Here is a 15,821-nt window from a genome sequence, read left to right as displayed (position 1 = left end):
TATGGATGCAATCATCACTGGAGAATCCGAGAGAATCGGCCTCAGCGTCTTCGATAACAATGACGTTGAGCACCTAATTGAGATGGATGAATCCGGAGATATCAAGTATCACGAACAAGATGGCTATCCCGATAAGGCAGCCAAGCGGACGCCGGAAGGTAACGAACACGTTAGTCAGACACGGAAGTTTGCCCAATACTACGTCTTCGCAGAGAGGGGTTACGACACGGTTCCACCGTTGATCCATCCGGAACGGCTGAACCTCGTCCGGCAGGCCATCGAGTCGATGTCCACCGAGAAGTGCATGGACCTGTTCGGAGATCTCTACCAGCAGATGGCGAGTCACCACATCGACACCGAGCGCATCGTGGATATTCCATCTGGAGTTGGCGAGGAGTCTGTTCTTTACCGGAAAGACATATATCTCGGCGTTGACCCGACTGAAACCGAGGTCGCTGAGGAGGCTATCTCTCTTGCGAGTGAGTATGGGATCGATCTTGACGAACCGGACGCCCACGAACAGTCAGTTACGGACCTCGATACTAACGAGCGGACTGCCTGGGAAGAGTTCGGTGACGCACTTGGCGATCTCGTTGCCGAAAACGACGCTGACGTCTCCGAAGCAGCGTACATCGACTCGGTTTCAACGTTGCACATGGCGTATCTCGACAGTCGCGGCCGCGAGCATGTGACTGAGGCAACACAGCCACTGGACCGTGAGCCAGACGCGCGCTTCGAACTCGTGCCAATCGATCTACAATCGCCTGAAGACTTCCAAGAATATCTCGCATTTAATCTCAAGTGCCAGATCCGCGATTGCTTCGTCCGAATGGGCGTCCAGCCACCCGGAGCGTTTCAGGTCCTCGGATACGGACGCTACGAAGCCACTGAACGGTACAACAAGGTCGAGTTCTATCCGAAATACCACGATCCAAAGAACGAGGCACTGCTGAAGTAACGGTCTTGTGTGGATATCTGCCGGAATCGTTGATTCATCACTGTGGTGTTCTCACACGCTGGTAGCGAATCAGGACTAACTGCAAGCCAAGGTCAATGAACTGTCGATCAAACCTCGAGGGGAACGTTTTCCAGAAGATGAGCGACGCCGGAACCGGGGAAGCCCTCAAGATGGGGATGACCCAAGCCGGGAAAGATTGATCCGCGTTCGCGCGAGGCCTTCTGCGAATATCTTGATCACGACCTCAAGTGTGTCCTCGGCAACGGCCGCCTCGAATCCATCGCTGCATACAAAATCCCCGATATGTAAATGGAATATCACAAACCCGAAGCGGAGACACTGCTATCGTAGTTGCCTGTGATCCCACGAATCAGCACCTATGCGCTCGTGTGGTCTCGCCATTCGATCGATACGTAACCAACACAACACTCGAGGATTAAAATTTAGATATAGAATAACAGTAAATACTAATACTTTGGAACTAAAATGAGGGGATATCACAGCGATGGGACGATATGCTCAGCGATCGCAGCGGTCGTCCGACGAGTCGACGTCGTCGACGCCGCTTTCGATCAGACAGTCGCATCCCGCAGACGCCACAGTCCAGCGGACGAGCGACACATCAGCAACCGGTGGAGAAATGCCCCACTCGATCGGCGGACTCGGTGCCGCCGAACGCCTCGAGCGGGTGAGAGCGCGGACCGAATCAGCCACCGAGCGGACACCGAATGATCCGTCTTCCGACAAGCACTGGCATCGTGGTGCGCCAACGTCGCTCCAGCGAACCGCGGCGACACGGGACACGGGCCCAGCCGGTGAGACACAGGTTCCCGACTCGGTTCGGGACGTGATTTCCTCGCCCGGCCGGTCGTTGGACCCGTCGATCCAGCGTGCAATGGAGGGTCAGATGGGTGACTCGCTCGGTGATGTCCGGATTCACACCGGGCCGAAGGCGGCACAGGCTTGCGAGCAGATCAACGCGCGGGCGTTCACGGTCGGGAATCACGTCGCGTTCAACAGCGGCGAGTACGACCCCGAATCACCGGAGGGTCAGCACGTGCTTGCACACGAGTTGGCCCACGTTCGCCAGCAGACCGGTGGTGCGGTCTCGATGCTGCCGCAAGAGGACTTAGGCCTCGAGATCGATCCTGATCCACAGTTAGAGCGGGAAGCCGAGGAAACTGCTCAGCAAGTGATTCGAGGCGGTGAGTTGGGCATTCAGCGTCTCGGTAAAACGGATGTTCACATCCAGCGCTCGATCAAGAATCGGGCATCATCACTGAAAGATCGATTGTTCGGAAAAACTGACGAAGCCAGTCTGTCGCTCAACGATATCGACGAGCAGTCCGGCGTCGACGAGCGTCTCTCCGCGCTGGCGGAGAATCAAAAGCAACTGCAGGCCAAAGTCGACGAACTGTCAGCCACACTCGAGGGGAACATTTTCCAGAAGATGAGCGACGCCGGAACCGGGGAAGCACTCAAGATCGGGATGACCGAAGCCGGGAAGAAGTCGGGGCTGCCCTTCGGTCAAATCATGGGATCGCTCTCGGGTGCTGCCCTGCAGGCAATTTACAACAATCGAAAGCAAGTGCTCGAGGCTCTCGGACTCAAGTCCGAATCCTCTCTTGATAAGGTACAGGAAACTGGATTGGGCGATTCGACTGGAGATGCCAAGAGCAGGCGTGATTAGTATGGACGCAATCATAACTGGTGAATCTACGAGAATCGGACTCAGCATAATTGACAATAATGATGCTGAACACCTAATCGAAATGGTGTTCAATGGTGAAATCAAATATCATGAACAGGACGGCTACCCAGACGACCCGGACAAGCGAACGAGCGATGGCAACGAGATGGTCGATCAAGCGCGGGATTACGCCAAGTGGTACGTCGCTCAAAACACCGAGTACGACACGGCCCCCTGGTACCTCCGAAGTGACCGGATCGAGCGGGTCAAAGATGCCGTCACGGATCTTTCCGAGGACGACCTGAATCGCTATTTCGATCACTACTATCGGCAACTGGCTGGCGCGTACGATGCGACTATTGCGCAGCCACGTCCAGATCCCGTCCCGCCCGGTGCGGCGATGAACGAGTACCGTGAGCACAAACTCGATGTCTACCTTACTGACGACGGGAGCGACATCGACGCCACGTCCGACGTCCACGTGATGTACTACGCTGCTGTCAACGACGATCGCCTCGTCCGTGGCGATGACCCCTATCCAGACCGAAAACCAGATACGCGCCTCGAGCACGTCGTCATCGACATTGACAGGGATCAGTTCCGAGAATTCCTGGTTTATCACCTCCGTTGTCAGATCCGGGATAGCTACCTCGCTCGTGGTGTGACCCCACCGGACGAGTATCGCGTTCTGGGTCCCGGGACGGACCACATGATGGTTCGGTGTATGAACCGTGACGCTGTTCCCTCATATCACGATTACAACGCCAACATCAGCGGGTACCGTGCTGAGGATACGTTCAATGCAGGGCTGTTCGCGCCATTGCTGAACCTCCTCTGAGCGATCAGTTGCGATGCACGCGATATAGGGGTACCACACAGAACGAGTATCCCACACGCAGCTGTGTCGGGCCACGAAGAGCGCACCGCTCGGGAACGATTTCGTGCGATCAGTCGTCCTATGCGGACTCCTCGAGACCCGGCACCGCTGCGGCCTCGTTTTCGAAAAAGGCCAGTCCGTGAATCCGGCTATCAGGCGTCAGTTCGGGATGGAACGCGGTGCCGACGACGGGGCCGTCTCGGACTGCGACCGGCCGATCGTCCCACGTCGCGAGTACCTCGGCGTCGCCAACCGAGTCGATTGCCGGCGCGCGGATGAACACTGCCGGATACGGCTCGTCGAGGCCCGCAACCTCAAGTGGCGCTTCGAAGCTGTCTTTCTGGCGGCCGAAGGCGTTGCGCTCGACTGTGACGTCGAGTAGTCCCAGTTCGTCGACTCGGTTATCGGCGGCGTCGCTCGAGGCGACGATGAGGCCGGCACAGGTCGCGAGCAGTGGTTTGCCGGCAGCGACGTGCGCTTCGATTTCGGGGGCGATGCCATCGCTGTGGAGCAACCGGGAGATGGTCGTCGATTCCCCGCCGGGCATCGCTAGCAGGTCGCAGTCGGGGACGATCCCCGCGTCGCGGATCTCGTGGACGGTAACCTCGCGGCCGTGGGCTGTGGCGGCGCGTTCGATGGCGGCGGCGTGTTCTTCGACGTCGCCCTGGACCGCGACGACGCCAGCAGTTAGGGACATGGCCGCGGGTATGGATGGCGTGTTCAAAAAGGTCGCGTCACGGGCTCCCGTGGCGAACGATGACTGAAGTCGATGTCCGGCGGCGCTGGCTGGTGTCAGTACAGTGCTGTGAACAGCTCGGTCGGGATATGTCTTGCCCCAGTCTTACTGGCGTTGACCACGTCTGGGAAAGCAGTGATGAGTCACTCCGACATGCGCCGATGGGAGTACAAGACGCTTAGACCACCCCGTGACGAAACGAAAAAAGAAGCCGAAGACCCGCAGGATGAACTGAACGCGTACGGTGATGACGGCTGGGAACTCGTCGAGACGATCGATTACACGAATGGCGGGACCAAGTTCCTCGTCTTCAAGCGCCCGGCCGGGGTCACCGGCAGTGCCACCGAGGAGTGACCTGACGTGAGTGATCGCAGCGATACCTCCTCTGACATCGGGACGGCAAACACGATGCGCGAGCGTGCCGGCGAGAGCCACCTCAAGATCTGGCTGCTCCTCGGCGCGAACCGCCTTCACGTAACCGCCGTCCTAACGCTGGTCGTCTTCGTCGGCTTCGTCGCGGCCGTTACCCTGCTCCCGAAGCCGCTGACGCCACAGTTGCAGACCGGCGACACGATCGAAACGATGTTCTCGACGATGCTCTCGGCTATCATCACCGGAACCACGCTCGTTGTCACGATCGGTCAGCTGGTCCTGTCCCAGGAGAACGGGCCGCTTGGCGATCAGCGCGACCGAATGGAGAACTCGATGGATTTCCGAGACTTCACCGAGGAGCTGATTGGATCGCCCAGTCCGGCCGATCCATCGACGTTTCTTCGGGAAATCGTCGGCGTAGCGCAGCAGCGAGCCGAAGACCTTCGCGAGCAGGTCTCCGAAAACGACGCAGACGGGCTCCAAGAAGACGTCGACGAGTTCACCGATAGTCTCGTCGGGAACTCCGAAACCGTCCGCGACCAGCTCGATGGTGCGTCGTTCGGGACCTTCGACGTCCTATTCGCCGCGCTCAACTACAACTACGGCTGGAAGATCTTTCAGGTCGAACGGATCGCAAACGAGCACGAGGACGACCTCTCTGAGGACGAACTGGCGCTGTTAGACGAGCTGAAGACGGCGTTGAGCCTGTTCGGCCCGGCGCGGGAACACGTCAAGACCCTGTACTTCGAGTGGGCGCTCGTCTCGCTCTCGCAGATGATCCTCTATGCGGCGGTGCCGGCGCTGGTCATCGCCGGCATCATGCTCACCGTCGTCGATGCGGGCACGTTCCCCGGACAGACACTCGGCGTCGCCAACATGACGTTGGCGATCGGACTGGCGTTTACGATCACACTCGTCCCGTTTCTGCTGTTTACGGCCTATGTGCTCCGAATCGTCACGGTCGCAAAGCGCACGCTCGCAATCGAGCCGCTCATTCTCCGTGACTCACAGCGATAAACAGCGGTTCGGATGATAAAGCACGCTCTGGGAGGGACTGCTGGAAGAGAACGAGTCGAGAAAGGGTGAGTTACGAGATGAACGTCAGCAGCTGGACGAGCACGCCCAGCATGACGCCGAACGCGATGACCGTCTTGGGGTCGATACGGATAGCGTTCGAGTCCTCGGAGTCGAAGTACCGGACGAGTCCGGCACTGGACATCAGCCCACCGGTGTTCTGTCCTTTGTCCATATCCGTTCCTATGGGCCCCCGGAACTAAACCTTTCGACCGACCGTCCGTCGAGAGAATGGGCTGCGATGGCAGTGGGAAACCCTTATGCGCAGCGCGTGGGAACTAGAGCTGACCGCATGACCGTCACACTCAAGGACTTCTACGCTGACTGGTGTGGCCCCTGCAAGACCCAGGACCCGATCCTCGAGGAGCTCGAGGAAGACTGGGAGGGCCAGTTCGAAGTCGAGAAAGTAAACGTCGACGAACAACAAGACGTCGCCAACGAGTACCAGGTCCGATCGCTCCCGACGCTCGTCATCGAAAACGACGACGGTATCGTCGAGCGCTTCGTCGGTGTCACCCAGCGTGACGACCTCGAGGACGCCCTCGAATCCGCCGGCGCGTAGACGACCAGCAGCGATTATTCTCGTTTCATTGACCGACGAGCGGCCGCGCTGTCACGGGTTGTTCGTTGCACAGAGGGGGACGACCGGCCGAGAGCCGCCGTCTAGACCCACTTCACGCCGACGTCGTGCATGTCGTCGTTGTACTTCGCGATGTTGATGACCAGCGGCGTGACGCTCTCGACCTCTGCTGCGTTGGCCAGCGGGCCGGCTGCGAGCGCGCGTAGCCCCTCGAGTTCCCCTGCGAGATTCAGGACGGTGTCGCGGGCCGCCTCGTCGTCGGCGACGACGAGCGTATCGAGATCAAGCTCTGTCTCGAGGTCTGCGAGTGCGCCGGCCGCGAGGTTGTGGAACGCGCCGACGACGGGCACCTCGTCGGGGGCCCGCTCGGCGACGAGTTCGGTCACGCTGCCGGCCGATGGTGGGTGGTAGTGGAGGCCGTCTTCGTCGCCTTTCATCCCGACGGCGGGGGTTACGAGGACGGTGTCAGAATCGAGGCTGTCGGCGACCGCATCGACGGTGTCGCCGACGTGGTACGGCGGGACGCTGCACACGACGACATCCGCGCGGTCGGCGGCCATCTCGTTGACGAAGCCCTTGATGTCGACCGAGTCGGTGTGGTCCTCGAGTGCCGCCTCGTAGTCTGCGACCGCGTCGCGGGCCTTCTCGGGATCCCGCGAGCCGATGAGGATTTCGTGGCTCGTATCCCGCGTGAACCGCAACGCGAGCCCTTCGCCGATATCACCAGTGCCGCCAAGTAGTGCAATTCGCATACCCATCTCTCGGGACGGAACGCGAATAAAAGGGCGGGAGGGCGGCCGATCTCGCCGGATTCTCGAGCGGCAGCTGCGCTCGACCACCCCTATGGCGCGTCGTCTTCGGTAGGGTTCATCGCTGCCCCGAGCCCGCTGTCGTAGGCGTCGCGCTCGGTCACCTCCCGAAGCCGCTGGTCGAGGCGCGTTGCGAGTTCCTGCCGGCGATCCTCGTCGACCTCGGAATCGTCGGCGAGCGTGCGCACGTCGTCGCGAGCCGCTTGCAACACGGCGACGGCATCCTCGGTCTCGAGATCGGCAGCGCGATCGAGTGCACGTTCGACGGTCGCGAGCGTGGGGTCGGTCATAGCGGCGGTTCATGGGGAACCGGGATCAACGGCGGGCCGGAACACGCCACGTCCGAGCGGGAGTTCCATTATAGTAACAACTGAAACGATTCACACACCGAGCGCACAGCCGCCGCGCGAGCGGGTGTGCATTGACTTTCAGTGGCTACTATACCCGGCCCGCCGACGGTCACCTATGGCCCACCCAGCCGTCATCGCACACCGTGGCTACGCCGGCATCGCACCCGAAAACACCGTCGAAGCGGCCACACGAGCGGCCGCCCACGAGGAGACCGCGATGCTCGAGATCGACGTTCAGCCGGCCGCTTGCGAAACCCCGGTGGTGATCCACGACGAGCGCCTCGATGGGAGCCGCGACGGCCGGCCGTTGACGGACGCTACCGGACTCGTCTGGGAGACACCGCTCGAGGACCTGCAGGAGACCCACGTGCTGGGGACCAACGCGACGGTGCCGACGCTGGCCGAGTTTCTCGCGGCCGTCCCCGAAACGGTCGGCGTCAACGTCGAACTGAAGAATCCCGGGACGACGGAACTGCGCGTCGGTGAGTCGCTCTCGCCGGCCGAGCGCGACCAGCGCCGCGAACTGTGGCAGCCGTTCGTCGAGCGCGTCGTCGCCGACTGTGCGACCTTTGGTGGCGACCTACTGTTCTCATCGTTCTGTGAGGGCGCGATCGCAGCGCTGCGGGCGGTCGCTGACTATGCTGTCGCACCGCTCGTGTTGGACGATCTCGAGGCCGGCCTCGAGATCGCACGGCGCTACGATTGTGAGGCGATCCACCCGCCGCGGAACGCGATCGCCGGGACGCACCTGACCGAAACGGCCTCTGCTGGCGTGTCGGCCGGTGAACCGGAGATCGATGTCCTCGAGGTCGCCCACGCGGAAGGGCGTGCGGTCAACGTCTGGACAGCGACGAACTGGGTGCAGTTCGACGCGCTCGCGGCGGTCGGTGTCGACGGCATCGTCGCCGACTACCCTGGGCTGGCTCGGGACTCGAGTGACTAGATCGATCTGTTTGGGACCGCGGCTTGCATTCCCGTTGCTTGAGTCACGATTACACTTGTCTTCCAGTCGGATTGCCACTGCGTGGTTCGGTCGATAAGTAGTGCCTGCAGATGCGTCGTGTACCTTGATACCTACTATCGTGGTAAGACGGCGAGTATGAATCTCTGTCGCGTACCGAGGTGCTGTCTCGGCCGGTGTTTCGAACCGCTTCGTCACAGCGTCTCCGACGTGACGATGGCTGTGTGGGGCGCTCCCCGGAGTGGGGGTGGTGACCGATGAGTGAGTTCCCGCCGCGAACGACGATCAAGCGCTGGCTGGTGACAACGAATCACAAGGACGTTGGGATTCTCTACTTGTTTACTGCGCTGTTCCTGCTGGTCGCCGGTGGCGTCCTCGCGTTGCTGTTCCGGATCCACCTGTGGGAAGCGGGCGGGATTGGCTTCCTGACGAACACGCAGTACAATCAGGCGGTGTCAGTCCACGGGCTCTTGATGGTGTTCTGGTTTATCTCGCCGTTTGGCTTTGCCTTCGCGAACTATGTCGTTCCCTTACAGATCGGGGCGAAAGACCTCGCTTTTCCCCGGCTAAACGCGCTGAGCTACTGGTTTTATCTCTTTTCCGGCATTCTCATCTTACTGTCCTTTTTCCAGGGGACGACGTGGGCCAACGGCTGGTACATGTACGCGCCGCTGAACGTCCCGATCTACAACCCCGGCTACACGCTGACGATGGGCGGGAACACGACGATCCTCGCGCTGACGCTGTTTGTCATGTCCGTTACCCTTGGCTCGGTAAACTTCTTGACGACGATCCACTGCTGTCGCGCTGAGGGGATGGGACTCTGGAACATGCCGCTGTTTACGTGGGGGACGCTGCTGACCGTCTGGATGATGCTGTTTGCCTTCGCAGCGCTGCTTGCCGCGCTGATTCTCATGCTCTCCGACCGGCTCTTTCTCACCCAGTATCTCTCCTCGACGGCTGATGGCTCGAGCCTGCTGTGGGCGCATATCTTCTGGTTTTTCGGCCATCCGGAGGTGTACATCGTCTTCTTCCCCGCGCTGGGGATCATGCTCGAAGTCGTCCAGACCTTTACTGGTCGCCGGCTGGTCGGGCGCAAGTGGGTCATCATCGCGATGGTGCTGGTCGCGATTCAGTCGTTTTTGGTCTGGATGCACCACATGTTCCTGACGACGATCAACCTCCCGATCAAGACGCTGTTTATGGCGACGACGATCGGGATCTCGTTGCCTTTCGACCTGATGGTCTTTTCGATGATCTATACGATGGTCAAAGGTCGAGTGCGGTTTACGACGCCGTTCCTGTTTGTCCTCGGCGCGCTCCTGTTGTTCATCCTCGGCGGGATCACCGGCGTCTTCCTCGGCGCGGTCGTCCTCGACTACGAACTTCGGGGCACCTACTGGGTCGTCGCCCACTTCCACTACGTGATGGTCTCCGGTGTCACCGCGCTGATCGGTGGCCTCTACTACTGGTGGCCGAAGATCACCGGGAAGATGTACGACGAACGATTGGGGAAGCTCAGCTTCGCCGTCTACTTCGTCGGCTTCAACCTGCTGTACTTCCCGATGTTTCTGGCCTGGGAGACGCCCCGCCGGGTCTTCCACTACAACGAAGGCGCACAGCTCTACCAGCAGCTCGCGACCGTCGGCGCGTTCGTCCTCGCCCTGTCGATCCTGCTGGTCTTCATCACGCTGGCACAGAGCATCCGCTCGGGACCGGACGCACCCGACAATCCGTGGCAGTTCGCACGCACTGCCGAGTGGGCAACGACTTCGCCCCCGCCGCTGGAAAACTGGCCCAATCGGCCCAGCTACGCCAGCGGAAGCCTCGAGTTCGTCGACGACACGACCGCGACCGATGGCGGTGCGGTTGCCCACGGCCGGACGGGACAGGCCGAATCGCTCGAGACCGAACACGAGGATCACGCGAGTATCTGGCCATTCGGGATCGGGATCGGGATGTTCGTTACCTTCCTCGGACTGTCGGGGCTAACTCCCTTCGTCGCCGAGTTCGCAACCGCACGCGGGGCGGAGTTCGCCGGGTTCCCGCCACCGAGTGGGCCGAATATTCTCTATCCCGTGCTTTCGGTCGTCGGCGTCGGCATCCTCGGATACACGCTCTTCGAGTACGGCCGTGAGCAGTTCCACGCACCGGAGATGGAGATCGCCGAACGCTGGCCGTTCGAGGGCGTCGACACGACCAAGATGGGTGTCTGGTTCTTCCTCGCGTCGGACGTTGTCGTCTTCGGAGCCGTCATCGGCGGCTACGTCTTCATGCGACTCAGCACGGGGTGGGGCCAGATCGAACCCGTTCCACCATCTGCGATCGTTGGACTGGTCAACACCTACGTGCTGTTGACCTCGAGTTTCACGGTCGTCCTCGCGTTGACCATGGCCGAACGCGGAAACAAACGCGGCCTGCTGGCGTCGCTGGGCGCGACGCTGGCACTCGGACTCACGTTCCTCGCGGTCAAGGGCTATGAGTGGAGCCAGGAGTTCGCCCACGACATCTACTGGTTTACCGACCTCGAGTACTCGATGTACTTCGTGACCACGGGCCTGCACGCCTTCCACGTCATTCTCGGCTTGCTCATCGCCGGGTTCATGGTCTACCGAGTCCTGACCGTCAACGCCTATCTCGAGGACGACCGACCGGTCGAGTACTTCGGGCTCTACTGGCACTTCGTCGACATCGTCTGGGTGATTCTGTTCCCGCTGTTCTACCTCATGTAGCCCAAGCCCGTTTTTTGGTTCGAACCGACGCACGCTCGAGTCGCCGGCACTGATACATTCGGCCGACGGGATGAAGCACTCGGTTACAAGGCAACCGTCGCACAAGAGCCGACCATGCAACTCTCGCGCGTCGTCGACCGACTCGACGAAGAGCTCCGAACTGCAGACTACGCCGACCTCGATGCGAGCGCGAACGGCCTGCAGGTCGGCCCGGACGAAGCCGACATCGAGCACGTGGCGTTCGCCGTCGATGGCGTCCGCGAGACGTTCGAGAAGGCGATTGCAGCCGACGCGGACCTGCTGGTCGTCCACCACGGCCTCTCGTGGGGCGGGATCGACCGCATCACCGGCCAGACCTACGACCGACTCGCGCCGCTGCTCGAGCACGACCTCGCGCTGTACGTCTCACACCTGCCGCTCGATGGCCACCAAGAACTGGGCAACGCTGCCGGTGTCGCCGACGTGCTCGAGCTCGAGGATCGCACGCCGTTTGGCGAACTCGGTCCCGAGTATATCGGTCAGCTCGGGGCGGCACCCGACCCCTACAGCCCCGACGAGTTGCGCGAGCGCCTCGAGGCTGACCTCGACACGGGCGGCCGGCCCGTTCCAGTGCTCGATTTCGGCCCCGACGAGATCGAGGACGTGGCGATCGTCACCGGCAGCGGGGTCGACTGGCTCGACGAGGCTGTCGCGGCCGGCGCGGACGCGCTGGTGACCGGCGAAGGGAAAGGGAAAGTCTACCACGAAGCCAAGGAAGCGGGCATTCACGTCTTCCTTGCAGGCCACTACGCGACCGAGACGTTCGGCGTCTGGTCGCTGCAGGAGGTTATCGAGGAGTGGGGGCTCGAGACGACGTTCCTCGACGTACCGACGGGACTGTAAGCGCCGCCCACTGGACCAGTGGGGCAACACCTGTGCCTGACCCGCTCGCGTGCGAGACCGCGACGTTCAAACCGGTGGCTCGCGCATGCGAGAACATGAGCGACGAGCACGATCACGACAGTGACGCCGCCGACGGCGACGCGGACGGCCACCACGAGCCTGAGCGTGAGACCTTCTCGCACGATCCGATCGGCCACGCCGAAGTCCGAGCCGGGATGACGGTCGGCGACCTCGCCGACGAGTATGGTAATGCTGGCGTCGGCGCGGCGAACCTCCACGAGGCCGTCGACATCACCGAAGCGATGTTCGACGACGACGTGACCGTCTTCTTCAGCCTCGCGGGCGCGATGGTGCCGACCGGCATGCGAGCGATCGTCGCCGATCTCATCCGCGACGGCTACATCGACGTGTTGGTCACGACGGGGGCGAACCTCACCCACGACGCCATCGAGGCCATCGGCGGCAAACACCACCACGGCGAGGTGACGGCCGAAGACAAAACCGAACGCGAACACGACGAACAACTGCGCGACGAGGGTGTCGACCGCATCTACAACGTCTATCTCCCACAGGAGTTTTTCGCGACGTTCGAATCGCACCTGCGCGAGGAGGTCTTCCCCACCCTCGAGGCGGAGGGCGTCGTCTCGATCCAGCGGCTCACCGAGGAGCTCGGTCGGGCCAACGCCGAGGTGAACGAACGCGACGACGTCCACGAAGATCCCGGCATCGCCGCCGCAGCCTACGAAAACGACGTGCCGATCTACTGTCCCGCCGTCCAGGACTCCGTGCTGGGCCTGCAGGCGTGGATGTACTCCCAAACATCGGACTTCTCGCTGGACGCGCTGGCCGACATGACGCCGCTGACGGACATCGCCTACCACGCCGACGAGGCCGCCGCGTTCGTCGTCGGCGGCGGCGTCCCGAAGAACTTCACCCTCCAGACGATGCTCGTCTCGCCCGATGCCTACGACTACGCCGTCCAACTGACGATGGACCCCCAACAGACCGGCGGGCTCTCTGGTGCAACCTTAGACGAGGCCCGCTCGTGGGGCAAACTCGAGAAAGACGCCGAGAACGTCTCGGTCTACGCCGATGCGACGATCACGCTTCCGCTCGTCGTCGCGGCCGCACGCGAACGACTCGAGAACTGAAGCGAGCGCAGTCGGACGAGCGTTACTCGATCTCGTCGTCGTAGGTCCGGTAGGTCGCCGAGCCAACCTCGACTCGAACTAGCGTGTTTTCGGCGTAGGCATCAGGTCCCGCACCGTACTTCTCGTTGATCCGGCGGCGAGCAGCAGCGGTTTCGTCCTCGTCGTCGATCACCGTCGCGGTTCCGAGTAGCGACACCATCCAGCGTGCCTGTCCTGCCATGTCTTTCTGAATCGAGAGAGAAACCCGCGGATTCTGCCTGATGTTCGCCAGCTTTCGGCCCGTCGTCACGATCTCGACGACCCCGTCGGCGTATCGATACCAGACCGGCGCGACGTGGGGTCGCCCCTCGACGCAGGTTCCCAGATGGGCCATCAGCGGCTCGCGCTCGAGCAATCGTTCTGCCTCCGGTGGAACGGTCGACACAGTGGGATCGTCGACGGCGACCGAGAAAAGCGTCAGCCCTGCCTGCCCGGAACCTCGGCTCGCGAGACGCCCTGGAAAATAGTCGGCCTCGTTTCGCGCCAGCCCCACGAAACCGACGTCCGTTACGGCGGCAGCGACTCGCTCGTCACGGCCATCGCATCGATTCCAGTCGGCCACCTCCCAGTCCCGAACGCGGCTCGACTGCTATCCCGACAGTGACATCTTCTACCATGGTAGTTGATTTCTGACACCATTTGCTCGAGATGAGGTTTATCATGAACTTTTATAACCATGGGGGCGGTATGAGGGTGTACAGATGTCGGTCGTACACGTAGCAGCCTGAGTTCATTGCCGACCAGTACCGATTTCGACGACATTTCCACCCGACCGACATGCACACAGAATACCTGACCCGATCCGAGCCCGACCCCGAGCCCGAACCGACGACCGACCGAACGCGAGCGACACCCGCGAGCACGACCACGACCCCGCTCGAGGACCCGCGAACGGCGACCGACCGCGCCCCCCGGATGTTCTCCTATCAGAACCGGGCGCGACTCGAGAACCTGGTCGACGAGTGGAACGCGGCGTTTGCGCCCGGAACAACCGACGAAGCGGCATAAGGGAATCCTGTTCTGTCGAATCCAAACCGTCTTTGGAGCGACGGCGTTACGTTCGCATGGCCGATGACGATGCACCCGCTCCGAGCCGGACTCGGCATCCGGTCGTGACGAGCCCTATGAGTGCCGAGGCCCAATCTCTGACACTATATTCCCCACTCCGACAAATCTGTCTGCGGATATCATTCGAAAGTAATGATCTCGGTTAGCGCTGGGGGCTGCCAAGACTCAATACGGTGGTGAATAGGACGGCGGCAACAACGATGAGGCCGCCGATCGTGGCCTTGTACTTAGCCGAACCGGGGATCGCGGAGAGCACATAGATACCGACGAATGCTGCGGTCCAAATAATGAGCGATGTAGTGATTCCGGTTGATCTCACACAATACAGATTGGCTGTGGAGAATTTTAAACATTAGGAGAGGAAAGATCTGACAATTCCAGTTAGCGCCATTAGGTATTTATTCTAATTTACTGAAAATGTTCTTAGAATGGACTTCAATGATGCCGATCTTGACATGGGTGCTCCTCAAATAAACCACAAGCGATACTTCATCTGTACCTACGAACTGCAAGGCGATCAAGATAGAATATATCATGAAGACCCGACGTGTCCACAAATCCATAGTGGGAGCGACGTTCCGTTTGGTGCCCTTGCAACTGTGTTTGTTCCTGAAGCAGCGAACGGGAGCGGGCTAACCTTCTGCTCCCAGTGCTGTGATGTGACTCTGTCGGAGCACGGCGAGTAAATCATAGCCTCCACTAGGGGCACAACATCTCTGATGTGACGGATAATCATCCTACATAAATCGGGACCAAACCGAGTGCTGCTCGACGTCGTTGAGGATCGAGCGCAGTTCCTCGAGATCCACGCCGTCGGAAGGCGGTGATTCGACCCTCGAGTCGCGCCCGCGCTCGACGAACGGCTCGAGGTCGAGCTCGTCGATCATCGCTGGCGAGGCGATCGACGCGATGAGGCGCAGAATCGATCGATTCACCTCTTTCATGGCGCGGCGCAGCTGACGAAGATCCGAGAGCCGTTGTCGGGTCTCCGCCGGGAGATCCGTTTCGGAGACGGACGTGTCCGGTTCGATGTCCAGTTCGGAGGGGTCGATGACGATGTGGACGTTCCCGATATCGTCGAAGTGAAGGCGTTCTCTGTGCTGTCGCAGCCGGTTGATCCGGTCGATCGTATCGTAGACCCCGAGCAGCGAACGGCGAACGTCGGGCGAGAGGCGAAGGAACATGCCAGTGTGCTTTACTTGGTCAAACGCCGTCGTCGAGAGGGAACTCGGAAACGAGACGACGTATCTGATCTCCAGTCTCGTTCCCGGAGGAACCTCAATCGGCAGGTCAACCTGCTGGCGCTGCAAGTCGCCCGTGAGGAGCGTGGCGAGATCCCGCATTCGTTCGGTGTTTTGCTCGAGTTCGGTCTGGATCGCCCGCAGCGACTGAATTTCCTGCCACTGATTCCGCAGGTAGAACGTGAGGAAGACGGCGAATAGCGCGGTGACGCCACCAGCGAGAATCGAGATCACAGCCTCCGTCTCCACCATGTGCTGTCACTCGTGAGCAGTGCACAAATGCTGCGTGGGCGGTCGTAGG

18 protein-coding genes are annotated in these 15,821 nt (G+C 60.9%); 12 read left to right on the top strand and 6 right to left on the bottom strand.

Going from position 1 to position 15,821, the window contains the following annotated elements:
• Position 1 precedes the first annotated feature (1 nt).
• The 3 genes from BSG09_RS04700 (at position 2) to BSG09_RS04690 (ending at position 3,486) form a co-directional block, all read left to right on the top strand.
• The gene (locus BSG09_RS04700; protein WP_223174676.1) at positions 2–958 is read left to right on the top strand and encodes a hypothetical protein; all 957 of its coding nucleotides are present in this window, start codon (positions 2–4) and stop codon (positions 956–958) included.
• A gap of 505 nt (positions 959–1,463) precedes the next feature.
• Positions 1,464–2,648: an eCIS core domain-containing protein gene (locus tag BSG09_RS04695; protein ID WP_092930664.1), complete on the top strand. Its 1,185-nt coding sequence runs from the start codon at positions 1,464–1,466 to the stop codon at positions 2,646–2,648.
• A gap of 82 nt (positions 2,649–2,730) precedes the next feature.
• Positions 2,731–3,486, top strand: a complete 756-nt coding sequence (locus tag BSG09_RS04690) for a hypothetical protein (RefSeq protein WP_092930662.1) — start codon at positions 2,731–2,733, stop codon at positions 3,484–3,486.
• A 118-nt stretch (positions 3,487–3,604) separates the two neighbouring features.
• On the opposite strand, the gene pdxT is transcribed toward BSG09_RS04690, so the two are convergent.
• Complete coding sequence (gene pdxT, locus BSG09_RS04685) at positions 3,605–4,222, bottom strand: pyridoxal 5'-phosphate synthase glutaminase subunit PdxT (protein ID WP_092930660.1); 618 nt, start codon at positions 4,220–4,222, stop codon at positions 3,605–3,607.
• A gap of 177 nt (positions 4,223–4,399) precedes the next feature.
• Here pdxT and BSG09_RS04680 point away from each other — a divergent pair, with 177 nt between their 5' ends.
• Both BSG09_RS04680 and BSG09_RS04675 read left to right on the top strand, forming a co-directional pair.
• Positions 4,400–4,615 (top strand): DUF4177 domain-containing protein, encoded by a 216-nt coding sequence (locus BSG09_RS04680; RefSeq protein WP_092930658.1) that lies wholly within the window; start codon positions 4,400–4,402, stop codon positions 4,613–4,615.
• 54 nt (positions 4,616–4,669) lie between these two features.
• Positions 4,670–5,650 carry a hypothetical protein gene (locus BSG09_RS04675; protein ID WP_175542141.1) on the top strand — a complete coding sequence of 327 codons (981 nt, stop codon included), beginning with the start codon at positions 4,670–4,672 and terminating at the stop codon, positions 5,648–5,650.
• A gap of 70 nt (positions 5,651–5,720) precedes the next feature.
• On the opposite strand, the gene BSG09_RS04670 is transcribed toward BSG09_RS04675, so the two are convergent.
• The gene (locus BSG09_RS04670; RefSeq protein WP_008010615.1) at positions 5,721–5,882 is read right to left on the bottom strand and encodes a preprotein translocase subunit Sec61beta; all 162 of its coding nucleotides are present in this window, start codon (positions 5,880–5,882) and stop codon (positions 5,721–5,723) included.
• Positions 5,883–5,999: 117 nt separating this feature from the next.
• On the opposite strand from BSG09_RS04670, the gene BSG09_RS04665 reads away from it, so the two are divergent.
• Positions 6,000–6,269 carry a thioredoxin family protein gene (locus BSG09_RS04665; protein ID WP_008010616.1) on the top strand — a complete coding sequence of 90 codons (270 nt, stop codon included), beginning with the start codon at positions 6,000–6,002 and terminating at the stop codon, positions 6,267–6,269.
• A 101-nt stretch (positions 6,270–6,370) separates the two neighbouring features.
• On the opposite strand, the gene npdG is transcribed toward BSG09_RS04665, so the two are convergent.
• Together npdG and BSG09_RS04655 are read right to left on the bottom strand one after the other, a co-directional pair.
• Positions 6,371–7,039, bottom strand: coding sequence for an NADPH-dependent F420 reductase (gene npdG, locus BSG09_RS04660; RefSeq protein WP_092930654.1), 669 nt, complete (start codon positions 7,037–7,039; stop codon positions 6,371–6,373).
• A gap of 89 nt (positions 7,040–7,128) precedes the next feature.
• The gene (locus tag BSG09_RS04655) at positions 7,129–7,386 is read right to left on the bottom strand and encodes a hypothetical protein (RefSeq protein WP_092930652.1); all 258 of its coding nucleotides are present in this window, start codon (positions 7,384–7,386) and stop codon (positions 7,129–7,131) included.
• 175 nt (positions 7,387–7,561) lie between these two features.
• Here BSG09_RS04655 and BSG09_RS04650 point away from each other — a divergent pair, with 175 nt between their 5' ends.
• The 4 genes from BSG09_RS04650 to BSG09_RS04635 all read left to right on the top strand — a co-directional run bounded on the left by BSG09_RS04650 (position 7,562) and on the right by BSG09_RS04635 (position 13,172).
• A complete protein-coding gene (locus BSG09_RS04650; RefSeq protein ID WP_092930650.1) occupies positions 7,562–8,389 on the top strand; it encodes a glycerophosphodiester phosphodiesterase in 828 nt (275 codons plus the stop codon).
• A 275-nt stretch (positions 8,390–8,664) separates the two neighbouring features.
• A complete protein-coding gene (locus BSG09_RS04645; protein ID WP_092930648.1) occupies positions 8,665–11,139 on the top strand; it encodes a cbb3-type cytochrome c oxidase subunit I in 2,475 nt (824 codons plus the stop codon).
• Between the two features lie 114 nt (positions 11,140–11,253).
• The gene (locus BSG09_RS04640; RefSeq protein ID WP_092930646.1) at positions 11,254–12,021 is read left to right on the top strand and encodes a Nif3-like dinuclear metal center hexameric protein; all 768 of its coding nucleotides are present in this window, start codon (positions 11,254–11,256) and stop codon (positions 12,019–12,021) included.
• 95 nt (positions 12,022–12,116) lie between these two features.
• Positions 12,117–13,172 (top strand): deoxyhypusine synthase, encoded by a 1,056-nt coding sequence (locus tag BSG09_RS04635; RefSeq protein ID WP_092930644.1) that lies wholly within the window; start codon positions 12,117–12,119, stop codon positions 13,170–13,172.
• A 22-nt stretch (positions 13,173–13,194) separates the two neighbouring features.
• Here the strand turns inward: BSG09_RS04635 and BSG09_RS04630 are convergent, their stop codons facing one another.
• Positions 13,195–13,596, bottom strand: a complete 402-nt coding sequence (locus BSG09_RS04630) for a pyridoxamine 5'-phosphate oxidase family protein (protein ID WP_092930768.1) — start codon at positions 13,594–13,596, stop codon at positions 13,195–13,197.
• Positions 13,597–13,988: 392 nt separating this feature from the next.
• Here BSG09_RS04630 and BSG09_RS04625 point away from each other — a divergent pair, with 392 nt between their 5' ends.
• Together BSG09_RS04625 and BSG09_RS20095 are read left to right on the top strand one after the other, a co-directional pair.
• Positions 13,989–14,219 (top strand): hypothetical protein, encoded by a 231-nt coding sequence (locus tag BSG09_RS04625; protein WP_092930641.1) that lies wholly within the window; start codon positions 13,989–13,991, stop codon positions 14,217–14,219.
• Between the two features lie 488 nt (positions 14,220–14,707).
• A complete protein-coding gene (locus BSG09_RS20095) occupies positions 14,708–14,965 on the top strand; it encodes a hypothetical protein (RefSeq protein ID WP_139246183.1) in 258 nt (85 codons plus the stop codon).
• A 51-nt stretch (positions 14,966–15,016) separates the two neighbouring features.
• Here BSG09_RS20095 and BSG09_RS04620 read toward each other — a convergent pair whose 3' ends face one another.
• Entirely contained in the window at positions 15,017–15,772 is a 756-nt protein-coding gene (locus BSG09_RS04620) for a hypothetical protein (RefSeq protein ID WP_092930639.1), read from the bottom strand.
• Positions 15,773–15,821 lie beyond the last annotated feature (49 nt).

The sequence above is a fragment of the Natrinema hispanicum genome, assembly GCF_900111485.1.
In the GTDB taxonomy this organism is placed as follows: Archaea; Halobacteriota; Halobacteria; order Halobacteriales; family Natrialbaceae; genus Natrinema; species Natrinema hispanicum_A.
This window is presented reverse-complemented; position numbering and strand designations above follow the sequence as displayed.

What these genes read in the sequence shown, in the direction of transcription:
- BSG09_RS04700 (WP_223174676.1), top strand. Translation starts at nt 2, where the DNA reads ATGGATGCAATCATCACTGGAGAATCCGAGAGAATCGGCCTCAGCGTC.
- BSG09_RS04695 (WP_092930664.1), top strand. Translation starts at nt 1,464, where the DNA reads ATGGGACGATATGCTCAGCGATCGCAGCGGTCGTCCGACGAGTCGACG.
- BSG09_RS04690 (WP_092930662.1), top strand. Translation starts at nt 2,731, where the DNA reads ATGGTGTTCAATGGTGAAATCAAATATCATGAACAGGACGGCTACCCA.
- pdxT (WP_092930660.1), bottom strand. Translation starts at nt 4,222, where the DNA reads ATGTCCCTAACTGCTGGCGTCGTCGCGGTCCAGGGCGACGTCGAAGAA.
- BSG09_RS04680 (WP_092930658.1), top strand. Translation starts at nt 4,400, where the DNA reads ATGAGTCACTCCGACATGCGCCGATGGGAGTACAAGACGCTTAGACCA.
- BSG09_RS04675 (WP_175542141.1), top strand. Translation starts at nt 4,670, where the DNA reads ATGCGCGAGCGTGCCGGCGAGAGCCACCTCAAGATCTGGCTGCTCCTC.
- BSG09_RS04670 (WP_008010615.1), bottom strand. Translation starts at nt 5,882, where the DNA reads ATGGACAAAGGACAGAACACCGGTGGGCTGATGTCCAGTGCCGGACTC.
- BSG09_RS04665 (WP_008010616.1), top strand. Translation starts at nt 6,000, where the DNA reads ATGACCGTCACACTCAAGGACTTCTACGCTGACTGGTGTGGCCCCTGC.
- npdG (WP_092930654.1), bottom strand. Translation starts at nt 7,039, where the DNA reads ATGCGAATTGCACTACTTGGCGGCACTGGTGATATCGGCGAAGGGCTC.
- BSG09_RS04655 (WP_092930652.1), bottom strand. Translation starts at nt 7,386, where the DNA reads ATGACCGACCCCACGCTCGCGACCGTCGAACGTGCACTCGATCGCGCT.
- BSG09_RS04650 (WP_092930650.1), top strand. Translation starts at nt 7,562, where the DNA reads ATGGCCCACCCAGCCGTCATCGCACACCGTGGCTACGCCGGCATCGCA.
- BSG09_RS04645 (WP_092930648.1), top strand. Translation starts at nt 8,665, where the DNA reads ATGAGTGAGTTCCCGCCGCGAACGACGATCAAGCGCTGGCTGGTGACA.
- BSG09_RS04640 (WP_092930646.1), top strand. Translation starts at nt 11,254, where the DNA reads ATGCAACTCTCGCGCGTCGTCGACCGACTCGACGAAGAGCTCCGAACT.
- BSG09_RS04635 (WP_092930644.1), top strand. Translation starts at nt 12,117, where the DNA reads ATGAGCGACGAGCACGATCACGACAGTGACGCCGCCGACGGCGACGCG.
- BSG09_RS04625 (WP_092930641.1), top strand. Translation starts at nt 13,989, where the DNA reads ATGCACACAGAATACCTGACCCGATCCGAGCCCGACCCCGAGCCCGAA.
- BSG09_RS20095 (WP_139246183.1), top strand. Translation starts at nt 14,708, where the DNA reads ATGGACTTCAATGATGCCGATCTTGACATGGGTGCTCCTCAAATAAAC.
- BSG09_RS04620 (WP_092930639.1), bottom strand. Translation starts at nt 15,772, where the DNA reads ATGGTGGAGACGGAGGCTGTGATCTCGATTCTCGCTGGTGGCGTCACC.